A 13,066-nucleotide genomic window follows, 5' to 3' on the forward strand; every position below is an offset into this window, starting at 1 on the left:
ACAAAAACTTAAGAATAAGTGAATACAATTCTTAATGTTTTCTTAATTTTTAACGCCTTTAATAAAAATCCAATTTGAAACACAATACATAAAATAATAATACAAAAATAAGTATACAAAACTGTAAGAATATAGAATATGCCTCCTAACTTTACATTTAAACCTATGACTTTATCATTTTAGAACCTAATTCAAGAAAATGTAGTCACAATCACTCCATCTATATTATTACCAGATATTTCATACTGTTCATTCGCTGGTACTTCAACTTCAATTGCCTCATTTTGAGAAATGGGATAATATGAAATTGTATATTTCTTCCCATCAACACTAACAGAAATGCTCTTTTCTTCTTTTAAATAATCCAAATATTCTTCCAAAGCTAAATTCATTTCCTGCATAATCGCACTGTGAGACAAGCCGACATATCGAATATGCCAAGGTTCATATTGAATTCCTGTAACATCCGTTTTATCCAAGGGATAGCGTAATATAAAGCCGTATTTCCAAGAATTTTTTTCTATCCACTTTCCTTCTGGCGCTTTATCCATCTCCATTTGAGTAGATCCCACATCAAGTGCTAATCCTAAATTGTGTTCGCTTTGACCTGCTGGCAAAGCATAATCAGAACCCATTTCTTCGTAAAGTCTGCTTTGCTCATCTAAGTCTCGAAAACCACTGCTAATTAAAAAGTGACAAACCCCATCTTTTTCAGCATCAGATATCATCTCAGAAAATTTTTCAGCTATTTCTTCTGACAATTTAATTTCGCTATCAAGTAACCCATACCCCTTTGTCAATTCTTTGTGCGTAAATAAATTTATGACATCCGATTTTATACTCTTTTGGTGAACAGGGTGTTCATTGTTGACCAAGAGTAGATTCCCTTGATAGATCTGTTCTTCCGTAAGCTCAATCTTTTGGATATTTTTAGCTGCCATTTTATTATCCGATGTATCTTTATTATTTTGTTCATATTTTTTAATCTCTCCTTGAATATCTACTTTATCTTGAGATATCGGTAATATATTAAAAATAAAAACTATGAATAATGCAAATGGCAATAAAAGTCCCCACTTCTTCATTTTTAGTTCCCTCCTTAACTTAACTTGTTTATAGTATAGGAAAAACTTTTAAAATAAAAAGTGGGGTAAATATTAAATTTTCCTTAAATTTTTTACTTGGATTTTACACTTAATCTCTTTGGGAATCCTCCATTGGTAAACGGACTTCAAATATAGTGCGTATTAAATTACTTTCAGCAGTAATCGTCCCATTGTGTTGCTCTACTATATTCTTCGCAATAAATAAACCGAGACCTGTGCTATTTTCTTGACGAGTTCGTGCTTTGTCACCAGAATGCCTTGTGCAATATCACTAAATTCATCATATGCAGTCTTTAGTGGGCACGCTTCACCCCAGTCAGCAATCCGCTCAAATAGCAACAGAAATTGCTGTTTGCTAAAAAAATAAAGGTGCTACCCACGAATTGGATCAGCACCTTTATTTTAGGATAAGTATAAAATTTTTTCTGTATCTAAACAGTAATTATTAACGTTGCTATCCACCAAATTGTGTCATGATACCTTTTACTTCCTCAACACATTCTGGTTTAAATATAGCAATCATCCTTGGGATAAAACTCTCCACATATTCAGTATTAAGTGTGCATCTGCGTGTTTTGAAAAAATTTCAGCTAATCACGCTTTAGCTTCATCTTTTTTGCCCTCTTGCACTCGTTCTAAAATAAAATTTAAAAATTGTTTTGTACCTTTCCAATCTACTATCCAAACGGCTTAGTATCTCATTTGAGATGGCTCTCGCTAATGGGGAAATCAAAATAGCTGTTGGGGTATGGTTCGTTTTTCAATACGTAGTGCCACCATTCATATATATATGGTTCAAATCCACTGTGTTCCATAATAGAACATAATAGCCGGCGATTTTGCGCTTCATTGCTTGAAATTTTTTTTGAGGTATGATGTGAACGTTCATCCATACAATCGAAGTCGCTCCCCATAGGGACAAGCGCACCCGTGTCCAGTCTATAAAGCGTAAGGTCAATGGCGCTTCCGCGACTGTGGCTTGATTTTGACGCCACATATCCCTTTGTAACCATCTCGCTCCGATCAATATTGGGATAATATCTTTCTTTTGTGCGGCCGTCTTCCTGCTGCTCAGACCAATGCAATAAACAGTTTACCGCATGTTGAGGACGATAGCCATCCCAAAGGAGCAAACCGTACCCTAGAGCAGCTGCCTGCTTCTTTGCCTTAAGCAGCGCAACAGCCAAAGCATATGTCCCCGCTATGCGATTGACTTCATAACCATCTACCGGTTTTCCAGTGAAATTGTCCCATGTGGCATATTTGGAGTCCCAACGAACTCCATGCAATATTTCATCTAAAAAAACAAAATCTTTTTCCATGCGTATCATCCTTTGAGTGCCAGTGTGATGCAATGATCAATTAACTCGGACAGTGTCATCCCCGCGGCAGCCATCATACGGGGATAACGGCTGTATGTCGTGAATCCCGGCAACGTATTGACTTCATTCAGTATAATACGTCCGTTTTCCTGCAAAAACATATCAATACGAGAAAGACCTTTACAGCCGAGCGCCTTATAAATTGCTTTCGCCGTCTCTTGTATCTTTATGCGTTTCTCTGCCGACAGGTTCGCGGGAACCGAAATAACTGCGTTTTCGGAACCTTTTTCTGGTTGATCTTCTTGATGGATGCGAAAGATACCATGCGAAAGTGAAATTTGGTCCACTTCGCCAACGATTAAGTCAGTACCATTTCCCAACACAGCACAGCCCACTTCAAGGCCTGGCACAGCTTGTTCAATCAGGACTTTATTGTCATACTGCCTTGCTGTTTCAATGGCAGCGTCTAATTCGTCCTCGTTATTGACTTTATTCACGCCGAAAGATGAGCCGGAACGCGCCGGTTTAACAAAAACAGGATATGTTAAGGGATTTGAATCCGGTATATCGCCATGATTCAAAATCAAAAATTCGGGAGTGCCAAAACCAGCATTTTGGGTCACAATGTATGTCAGGGATTTGTCCATACACACCGCCGAACTTTGAACATCACAGCCTACATAGGGGATGCCGGACAATTCAAATAAACCTTGTATGGCGCCGTCTTCACCCGATTTGCCGTGCAAAGCCGAAAATACCGCGTCTATACGTTGTATTTGATATCCTTTATTCCCCATAACAAGCAGCCCGTGCATTTTTTTGTCCGGAGAAAGCACTGCCGAACGGCAGTTTTCGTTTTCCCAATCCACGCATGGCTTTTCGCACATTTTCCAAACGCCGGATCGGGTGATTCCGATGTATATCGGCTCATATTTTTCTGTGTCGATGTTATCTGCAATCTCTTTCGCCGATTTTATCGACACATCATGTTCCTCTGAGCATCCCCCAAATAGGAGGGCTATTTTCAATCTATTCAAGTGTATCTCTCCTCTCAAAATCCAGACAGTTCAATATTGTCTTTTCAACGGTATCATACAATGCCCGTTCGGTATAGTACGCCGTATGCGGAGTGATGATCACATTTGGCATCTTGTGGAGCTTAAGCAAAAATTGGTTGTCAATCGGTTTCTGTGTGCAATCAAAATAGAAAAGTCCTTCTTCTCCTTCCAACACATCCAAGCCGCGCCGCCTAACCTTCCATTTTCCAACGCTTTGATCAGCGCGCCGGTATCCACAAGCCCGCCGCGGGCTGTATTGATAAGAAACGCGCCCTGTTTCATTGCTTCAATCTGTTCGTGACCAATCATATGATATGTGTCCGTGCCAAGCGGCACATGAATGGTGAGAATGTCGCTTTTCTGCAGCAATTCATTGAGGGATACATAATACCGCCGCCTCTTTGCTGTGACCATACGCCAGCACATGACATCCAAATCCCCGCAGTCGCTCAATAACCGCCTTGCCTATATGACCAGTCCCCAGCACGCCAACAGTCATCTCACGCAATTCTTTTCCGCAGGCAGTATCCAAGCTAAAATCATATTTTTCTGCACGGCTCATAATGGATTTTGCGTTTCGTATCGCCATCAGCATCAGCATCAATGTATAATCTGCAACGCTATCCGGTGAATATGCCACGTTTCCAACAGCGATACCCATACTTTCCGCGGCCTTCACGTCTATGTGATTGAAGCCAATACTTCGGGTAGAGATATATTTGACGCCGGATTCCTTCAGCGCAAAAAGAATGGATTCGGAAATCTCAGATTTGTGCCCCACACTGATACATTGATTGCCAGTGGCTAACATTGCGTTGGTTTCTGATACGGCAGAGCTTGTAATGGTAGGTATGACACCAAAGCGTGGCGAAAGTTCATTGAACACTTCAGCCTCGTCCCTCTCACATCCATAAATGGTAATGCCGGTATTTTTCATACTATCAACCTCTCTCTTGTCAAATAATTTTAGTTCCCTCCTTGAGTTAACTTGTTTATAGGGCTCATCACCACGAGAGGTGCTTGATGGAGAATCCCCTTGTTAAAATGCCTTTCGCTATAGTTCAATTTCGTGTGATTAATGCTTGAACCGCAATAAGCATCTTTCAGCTCTAAAAGCAAGAACCATTGATGGTGATGAGCTGTTTATAGTATAGAAAAAACTTTTAAAATAAAAAGTAGGGTAAATATTAAATTTTCCTTAAATTTTTTACTTGGATTTTATACTTACCCGGATTACTCACTCACTTTATAAGAAAAGCACCGAAACCATCACTAACTCGATACTTTCTTATTTTTACCTCATCACCTTTTGGGTGACCATTTCAGCTTTAGGGAATTCTCATCGTTCTTTGACAATGAAATTTTTCACTTTGGGGAGGTACGGGATAAGTGCGCTTAATTTTTGGGGAAAGAACAGTAAAATCTGTAAAAATTAAATATAGCCAGAAAAATGAATTTTCATACACTCCATTTTCTGGCTATATTTTTATCTTTGAGTAGTCATAAATAATCCTAGGCTTAATCTCTTTGGGAATCCTCCATTGGTAAACGGACTTCAAATGCAGTGCGTATTAAATTACTTTCAGCAGTAATCGTCCCATTGTGTTGCTCTACTATATTCTTCGCAATAAATAAACCGAGACCTGTGCTATTTTCTTGATGAGTCCGTGCTTTGTCACCAGTATAAAGCATATCAAAAATATAAGGCAGTTCATCTGGAGGAATGGCATCCCCATAATTGATAATTTGAACAACTATTTCCTTTGAACCGATGAAGCCGTTGATATCTACATACTGCCCCTCATATCCATAGCGATTTGCATTAATCAGAAGATTTTCAAACACACGGGCCAACAACTCTCCATCACCCATAATAGATAAAGGAGAAGTAATATTCATTCTTGCTATTAAATCGTTTTTCTCGAAAACAGGATACAACTCTTCTTTCAATTGAATAAGTAGCTTACTTAAATCGATTTGTTTCTTTTCAATTGGTAACATGCCATAATTCATCCTAGTTATTTCGAATAATTCATCAATCAACCTTTCTAAGCGTTGAGATTTGGTAAAGGCAATCGTTAAATAATGCCTGATCTGATTTTCAGTCAAGCTATCATCCTTAAGGATTAAATCTAAATAACCTAAAACAGAGGTAAGAGGTGTGCGCAAATCATGAGCCAAATTTACTACTAACTGCTCTTTACTACTTTCCGAAAAGTCACCCCTTTCTATGGCTTGTTCCAATTTTTCACTTGCCATATTAATGCCTTGTGCAATATCACTAAATTCATCATTTGACAATATTTGAACTCGATGCTTAAAGTCACCCTGAGCGAGATAATGAATTCCTTTTGAAATCTCATTGAAATAGGCAGAATAGGGTTTTGTAAGTAAAAAGAAAAACAATATCGAAAGCAGGATAAATAACAGTAAAAAGACGTTAAGATCTCCAATATTTGCCATGATTTCACGAAGATAAGCTAGTGTATCTCCACGTTCAACATTTGTATAATAATACAATTGGAGTACTTTAAAGAGTAGGTATGTTATGGCGCTAGACAACAACATGCTTAAACCTAACAATATTATCATTTTTGAACGAAAGCTTCGTAGTATTTTACCCATTGAATTTATAACCTACCCCCCATACAGTTTTTATCAATTTGTTTTTTCGTTTATCCTCTTCAAGTTTTTTCCGCAAAGTACGAATATGAACCATAACGGTATTCCCACCTTCATAGTATGCATCCCCCCATACCTTCTGAAAAATATCTTCTGCACTATAAACTTTATTTGGATGGCTGGCTAATAAATATAAAATTTCAAACTCTTTCCGCGTTAACTCAATATTCTTACCATATAAAGTAACTGTACGGTGTTCGGGCGAAATCACTAATCCTCCAAATTCCAAGCTTGAGTTATATTTAGTTTTAGGTTTATTTAACTTCATAAAGCGTCGCAGTTGGGCATTTACACGAGCTACCAATTCGATGGGTGTGAATGGTTTGGTCATATAATCATCTGCTCCAATCACGAGTCCTTGCACTTTATCAAAATCAGACGTTTTAGCGCTCAAAAAAATGATGGGCATATTATGTTTTTCACGAATGTGACGGGTAACTTCATATCCGTCCATTTTCGGCATCATAATATCCAAAATCAGCAAATCAATCGGTTGAGCCTGAATAACCTCAACAGCTTCTTGTCCATCAGATACCTTAATGATATGGTACCCTTCTTTCTCTAAATGGATGGCAACCAGATTAGCAATTTCTCTATCATCATCAGCTATTAATATTGTTATATTCTTCATCTATATCACTCCTAAACAAAGTTATATCTCATATTCCGATATGGATAACTCTCTGAAAAATTATTTTTGCAATTACCGATTCTTGATGTTTTTACTCCCAACACCCTCTCTTATATTATGGTTTATTAAGCTCTTTTACAATAGCTTTTGTATAGTAAATAGCCTCTTTCTGAGTCGGAAGCATATATGGAGAATACCCTAACAGTACTCCAGAAATTTTATTGCATTGATTTACATATTTCGCTAATTCAATAGCACCTTTTTGACGAATGCTAAATACACTAAAAATTATTTCTAAGTCTGGACTTAAAGCGTTATTTTCTTGAATAACATTTAAAATAACAATTTTTTCTTTTACAGATAAACTGTGTTGTTCTCCTGTTGCCCTACACACTAAAATAGATTTTACTCCTTTTTTCAGCTAAGTTGATGATATGCTCTAAGGTTGCTTGAACATTTATTTCTTCGTCGTAATGAAAGGCAGTCGGCACAGCAACATGATAGTTTTCTTTTAAATTAAACAAATGTAATCATTCTATTCATTTAAAGTTATAAAAATTATATACTGAAATGAAAATGACATCAATCTTTTCACTTATAAATATCTTTGTTTTGCGGACGTGGAAGCTGACCGGTACGCTCCAGCAAGTCGAATCCCCGTCCAATATTAATCCCATCGCTACTTATTCATCCCAAAAATGAGATGCCCCCTATTAAACAAGGGAAGTATCTCATTTTAATTCTCTGTATTTGGACTATCTTCTTTAAGATGTGGCGATTTGCATGGTTGTCTACGTGGTGTTGCTGGATTCTCCAATCGCTCAAGTCGCCTTTTTTCACGCTCTTCTTTTTCCTTTTCTACTTGAATGCGACAATAAGATACTTCTTTCAATAGTTCTGTGACAAATGGATTATAAATTCCAAACGCCAATTTTTTTCTTTGTCTATTTCAAATTCATAAGCGTTCAATTTGGAGTTATACTTTAAGTAATAAATTTGCTCACATGTAACAGTTTGAAAATTGCAGGCATTGGTTACTTTCAACGAATAAAGGACTATTTTAGGATAATCCCCTAAATTAAATTTTTTCAAATGATTTAAAACATAATAAGGTAAATTAGACGTCTTTAAAAAATCTAGATAATGTAATAACGACATATCTGTAAAAGTAAATGGAGCTAAATGAACCACTTCCTTTTCTCCGTCTATATACATGAAGGCTTTGAATCTGTTCCATGATTTGCTAAAGCTAAATAGAGTTCCTTGTCTTTACTGATTGACATATATTCAAGTATTTCCTCTTCGTTCTCAAAGTTAGTCTTTCCAATCATTGTGGTAACAATAGTTAAAATTCCGGCTTCATTTTTAAAATCCAAGTCATAATCAATCACTGTTTCAACGATATGAGATTCTAAAGTATTCGATATTTAGATTCCTAATTTATTGACAACTAGTTCATGAATATAGGCATTAGAATTTGAGCAATAGCTTGTTGGCTTCAAACTTTTTATTATCATACGCTGAACACATACCTCTTAAAGTAGTAACAACAGAAATGTAATCTTCTGTATTAGCTATTTGTTTTTCTAGCTTAAAACCCTCAATAATCCCATAACCTCCATTTACACCTTGTATAGATGTAATAGGTATTCCAGCTAAATTTAGTGTTTCAATATCATGCTATATAGTCCTAGTTAAAACTTCAAATTTTTCAGCTAATGTATTTGCATTTACTATATCTCGATTTAATAAATATATAATTATTCCAAGTAACCTATCTATCTTTATTTTTCCTCACCACTCTTTGTATTAAAATCTCATCTTATTAAAGCATCTGAAATAAATTAGTTAATCAAAAATATTATAGATATATTTGCTAGATGGTGCTATATTGCGTTCATATTAGTACTATGAACACAACCTCATTTAAATTATTATTCTTTTTCTTCCTTCGTTAATAGCTTCAACTCTATTATTTACTTCTAATTTTGAATATATATTTATTATATGAGTTTTTACTGTAGCTATAGAAATATATAATCTTTCAGCTATTTCTTTATTTGTATACCCATTTGATATTTCTTTTAAGACTTCTATTTCTCTTTCACTTAATATATTCTCTTTTTTATCCTTTGAAAATAATTCTAATACCTGTGAAATAAATTCCTTATCTTCTCTTGGTAAGGTATCGATTGATATATATTTCCTTATTAATCCTACTATAGGTTTTCCCATTATTGCATATGGCTTAAGTAATCTTTCATCTCTACTGTAAAAAATTGCTTCTAACAATAAATTTTTCACTTCTCGTGATTTTATATCCATACTATCCAATAATAGAGCTTTTTCCAATAATGCCATAGTTAAAACACAAACATTACTATTTTTTCTTGAATAAGCTAATATTTCATCAATAAGCTTTTGTCCTTCACCTTTATTATCAAGAATATTTAAAACCTTAGAATATATAAGTTTTTCCTCAATTTTTAATTCATTCTCTTTACTATTTAGCTCTTCACATATAGCCTCATATTCTAATATTTCTTCTTTCCTAACCCTTTTATGATTAAACAACATGGTAATTTTTAATGCTAGTATAGTCAAATATACTCTTGTACCTTTATACTCTTCAATTAATTCATTGATAATTTTTTCTCCTTCATCTAAATCACCTTGAAGAATTTTGATTTCTGCTAAATTATATTTTAGTCCTCTAGAACCAGCTCTAAAATATTCATCATATATAACCTTTGAAAAATTCTTTTCAGCATATTCTATAAGTTCCTCCGCTTTTTCTAGCTGCATTTTTTTTATATATACTCCTGCTAATCCTATTGATATAAAAAACTTAAATTTATATAAACCATCGGTTTCATCAACTATTCTATTTAATGTTTTTGATACATCTTCACTTTCTGTTAATCTTCCCATCTCTTCAAAAATCATTGCTTTCTGCATTAACGAATATATCTCTATATATTTATTTTTTAGTACTTTATTAGTATTTAAGCATAAATCGATTGTTTCTAGTGCCTCGTTTAGCCTATTTATATATAGAAACCAAATAGTCGTCATTAGATACATGAAAGTTTTTGTCAAATTATTTTCACATTGTTTCTCTATTTGTGATATTTCTAAATTGTTATAAGGTATATCAAAATCATCTACAAGCATCCTTATTGGGCTTAAATATTGCCATAATCCTTCTTCAAAATTGTTTTCTATTTCATTCAATATCTCATTACATTTTTCTATTTCAAAATTACTATAATGATGAAATACTCTAAAAATAGTTAAATCAATACTTTTTGGCAAATATGAATTAGGTATTAGTGTTACTAATCTTGGATTTAACAACCTATGGCCAAATTTTTCAACAATTTTTAGAGAGCTATTATAATCCTTCGCTTTAATATATAAATTCAATGCCTCATCAAAATCTTCTAGCTTTTCTAAGTAAGATGCTGATAGCACAAAAATATTTCCTTGTTCTTTAAGCTGCTGCTCATTAAATAATTTTACTAAATACTCTTTTAATATATTATGATACCTAAAAAATTCAAGTTCTTCGTCTATAGTTATGATAAGTATATTTTTACTTATCAAAGAATCTATTATTTCCTTGCAATAATTCTTCTGAAGAATGTTATTACAGAGATTTGGAGTAAAATAAGGTAATGGAGATGTTTTAATTAAAAGCTCCTTTTCTTCATCGGTTAAATTTGACATAATTTCCTTAGATAAATAGTCAATCATATATCTATTTATTTTGTTAATTTTCTCAAGCTTTTTACTACTTTTGGGAGCCATAGAAATTAACTGTACTCCTCCAATCCACCCTTCTGTAGCTTCATAAATTTTATTAATCTCAATATCACTTATATTTAATAATAAAGTTTGTCTCACAAAACTTTCACATTCTTTAAGAGATAATTTAAAATCATCACCATCTATAAATAAAAGATTTCCTGAAACCATAATGTCTCCAAGATACATAGGTATTTCCTCTCTTGTTATAAATACCATATGAATATTATCAAAAGAATTTTTTATAAAATATTCTATTGTTTCAACTAAAAAGCTTTCATTAATATTATGGAAGTCATCTAATACAATGGTTATTTCATCTTTAATAAGTTCATTAATCATAATACCTATCAATGTGTATATCTCTTTTCTATTTACTAAAGGATTTAATATATCTAGATATAATTTCTTATTTTTAACATAGTTACCTATAGCTTCAATAAAATAATTCCAAAAAGCAATAATATCATTACATCCTTCATCTAACGAAATCCAACAGCTTTTTTCATGACTTTCCTCAAGATATAAGGAAACAAGGGTGCTCTTTCCTACTGCTGCAGCACCCTTTATTATCGTAATTTTATGTTCTTTTATATATGAAACTTTCTTTTCTAAAAGTTCTCTTTTTATATTATTTTTTCTTACTTTAGGTCTCATAATTTTTGTGTAAAGAATATTATTCATTGCAATCACCCTTATATTTATCACCTATAATTTTACATAAAATAATTAAAAGTTACCATTTCTAAATTTTTTATTGTTTATAATATATGCTAACATAAATAAAATAATAGATAATAATATAATCATAATTAATCCTCTATAGTCTAATGTTCTATTATTCTCTACTGCAATAGTATAGTCAACTATTTTTCTTTGGGGTAAAATTTTTCCTATTTTACCTATAACCCCTTGGCTATCAATTGAACAAAAACTACCTGAAATTAGGGTGGTTATTACCAAAAGCATTGAACCAAATAAAGTTGCATTATCTTCTGATTTTACTAACGATGATATAAATAACCCGAAAGCTGAACCTAGAATACATAGTATTCCTAATATAAAAATAAACTGTATATTGCTTATATTAGTATTTAAATTTAAAATATTTACTGATATTAGAATTATTATGGTAATAGGAAGAAATACCATTATAAAGCATGAGATTGCATGAGCTAAGAAATAATTCATGGCGGTTATTGGATGACTTAACACCCTTTTCGATATACCTTTATCCCTTTCCTCATAAAACAGAGTAAAAAACATTAGCCCTTGAAGTAATATAAACATAGTTAGATATCCTAATATATTAGTACCTATTCCCCTATTTTCACTAGAAAAAACATTATCAATACTTTCTCTCTTTAGTAATTTTTCAATGTTTTCTTTAAATTTATGACTTTTTACCGTTATTACTTCATAAACTCCATTATTTGATTTAATAACTGCATCGTATTTATTTAGAACTAAATCAGACAGTTGTGGCTCTTTATTTATATAATTAACCTTTATACTATTACTATTTATAGGAAGATTATTTGCTCCAACTACCGCTAAATTAGCTTTAATCTCTAGCCTACCAGTAAAATATATAGCTATAAAAATCATAGTTGGTATAATAAGTATTATATTAATTATATAAAATTTATTTTGTAGTATCCTTATAAAATTATTTTTTATCATATTAAAAACATTCATATACTCCACTCCTCCTAAATATAGTCCTCACCATTAAATAAAAAATTTATCCCAATTAACAAAATTATTGTAATAGAAATTATTATACTTATTGTTGTTAAATAACCATTAAAATTTCCATCATATATTATTTTAAAAATACTTTCTATAATCATTTTTATAGGCGATAATGCTACTATACTTTTAATTTTTTCTCCAAGTCCATCTATTGGAAAGAATATACCAGAGGTCAATGCTAAAATATTACATACTAATGAAAGTATCTTATTTGTACCTTCCTCATTTTTAATTAATACACATACAAAAGCACCTAATGTTACAGTGAAAAACAATAACACAAGTATAAGTATCAATATATATAAAAATTTACCTCCACCATAATTAACCATACCAGTTATAGATAATATGCTCATATCTAGGGTAAAGAGGCTTCCTATAAATAAAAATGTAGATATAATTTTTGATCCATATATCTCCCAATTATTAGTCGGGGAAAATAACACCCTAAGATTACTGTTTTTTATCTTCCTCTCCATAAAAGCATTTGGAGTTATGGTACAAGACGATAATACTAAAAATATAATCATAGTAATTCCATAGTAGTCATAAGCAGTCACCCCTCCGCCACCATAAAATGAGGAAAATAAATATCCAAATAGTACAATCAAAACCATAGGATATACAAAACCAAAGATTATAACCACAGGATTAGTAAATAGATTTCTTATATCTTGTTTTATAAGCTTTACTAAATTCATAAGT

General features: G+C 32.8%; 10 protein-coding genes and 2 pseudogenes. All 12 read right to left on the bottom strand.

Annotation, left to right across the window (positions count from 1 at the left end; all coding sequences use genetic code 11):
• Positions 1–191: 191 nt before the first annotated feature.
• Positions 192–1,085 (bottom strand): VanY-A/VanY-F/VanY-M family D-Ala-D-Ala carboxypeptidase, encoded by an 894-nt coding sequence (gene vanY, locus ACWPW7_RS00630; RefSeq protein ID WP_454051980.1) that lies wholly within the window; start codon positions 1,083–1,085, stop codon positions 192–194.
• A gap of 109 nt (positions 1,086–1,194) precedes the next feature.
• Positions 1,195–1,359 (bottom strand): annotated as a pseudogene (locus tag ACWPW7_RS00635) (ATP-binding protein); the annotation flags it as partial.
• Between the two features lie 445 nt (positions 1,360–1,804).
• A complete protein-coding gene (gene vanX, locus ACWPW7_RS00640) occupies positions 1,805–2,428 on the bottom strand; it encodes a D-Ala-D-Ala dipeptidase VanX (protein ID WP_454051981.1) in 624 nt (207 codons plus the stop codon).
• A gap of 5 nt (positions 2,429–2,433) precedes the next feature.
• Positions 2,434–3,465 carry a D-alanine--(R)-lactate ligase VanF gene (gene vanF, locus ACWPW7_RS00645; RefSeq protein ID WP_454051982.1) on the bottom strand — a complete coding sequence of 344 codons (1,032 nt, stop codon included), beginning with the start codon at positions 3,463–3,465 and terminating at the stop codon, positions 2,434–2,436.
• Positions 3,458–4,423 (bottom strand): annotated as a pseudogene (gene vanH / locus ACWPW7_RS00650) (D-lactate dehydrogenase VanH). The gene vanF and the pseudogene vanH overlap by 8 nt, the downstream one beginning before the upstream one ends.
• 581 nt (positions 4,424–5,004) lie before the next feature.
• Positions 5,005–6,111, bottom strand: a complete 1,107-nt coding sequence (locus ACWPW7_RS00655) for a HAMP domain-containing sensor histidine kinase (RefSeq protein ID WP_454051983.1) — start codon at positions 6,109–6,111, stop codon at positions 5,005–5,007.
• On the bottom strand, positions 6,104–6,799 hold the full coding sequence (gene vanR / locus ACWPW7_RS00660; protein WP_454051984.1) for a vancomycin resistance response regulator transcription factor, VanR-F/VanR-M family: 696 nt from the start codon (positions 6,797–6,799) through the stop codon (positions 6,104–6,106). Before vanR ends, ACWPW7_RS00655 begins: the two co-directional genes overlap by 8 nt.
• Before the next feature lie 115 nt (positions 6,800–6,914).
• Entirely contained in the window at positions 6,915–7,220 is a 306-nt protein-coding gene (locus tag ACWPW7_RS00665; RefSeq protein ID WP_454055454.1) for a dihydrodipicolinate synthase family protein, read from the bottom strand.
• A gap of 784 nt (positions 7,221–8,004) precedes the next feature.
• Positions 8,005–8,130, bottom strand: coding sequence for a hypothetical protein (locus ACWPW7_RS00670; protein ID WP_454051985.1), 126 nt, complete (start codon positions 8,128–8,130; stop codon positions 8,005–8,007).
• Between the two features lie 595 nt (positions 8,131–8,725).
• Positions 8,726–11,263, bottom strand: coding sequence for a LuxR C-terminal-related transcriptional regulator (locus ACWPW7_RS00675; protein ID WP_454051986.1), 2,538 nt, complete (start codon positions 11,261–11,263; stop codon positions 8,726–8,728).
• A gap of 72 nt (positions 11,264–11,335) precedes the next feature.
• Entirely contained in the window at positions 11,336–12,304 is a 969-nt protein-coding gene (locus ACWPW7_RS00680) for an ABC transporter permease (protein ID WP_454051987.1), read from the bottom strand.
• Between the two features lie 14 nt (positions 12,305–12,318).
• Positions 12,319–13,062 (bottom strand): ABC transporter permease, encoded by a 744-nt coding sequence (locus ACWPW7_RS00685; protein ID WP_454051988.1) that lies wholly within the window; start codon positions 13,060–13,062, stop codon positions 12,319–12,321.
• Positions 13,063–13,066: the final 4 nt, after the last annotated feature.

The sequence above is a fragment of the Clostridium sp. Marseille-Q7071 genome (assembly GCF_965112025.1).

Excerpts from the sequence above, each read along its gene's own strand:
- ACWPW7_RS00655 (WP_454051983.1), bottom strand. The coding sequence starts at position 6,111 with ATGGGTAAAATACTACGAAGCTTTCGTTCAAAAATGATAATATTGTTA.
- ACWPW7_RS00675 (WP_454051986.1), bottom strand. The coding sequence starts at position 11,263 with ATGAGACCTAAAGTAAGAAAAAATAATATAAAAAGAGAACTTTTAGAA.
- vanX (WP_454051981.1), bottom strand. The coding sequence starts at position 2,428 with ATGGAAAAAGATTTTGTTTTTTTAGATGAAATATTGCATGGAGTTCGT.
- ACWPW7_RS00680 (WP_454051987.1), bottom strand. The coding sequence starts at position 12,304 with ATGAATGTTTTTAATATGATAAAAAATAATTTTATAAGGATACTACAA.
- ACWPW7_RS00670 (WP_454051985.1), bottom strand. The coding sequence starts at position 8,130 with ATGATTGGAAAGACTAACTTTGAGAACGAAGAGGAAATACTTGAATAT.
- vanY (WP_454051980.1), bottom strand. The coding sequence starts at position 1,085 with ATGAAGAAGTGGGGACTTTTATTGCCATTTGCATTATTCATAGTTTTT.
- ACWPW7_RS00685 (WP_454051988.1), bottom strand. The coding sequence starts at position 13,062 with ATGAATTTAGTAAAGCTTATAAAACAAGATATAAGAAATCTATTTACT.
- vanR (WP_454051984.1), bottom strand. The coding sequence starts at position 6,799 with ATGAAGAATATAACAATATTAATAGCTGATGATGATAGAGAAATTGCT.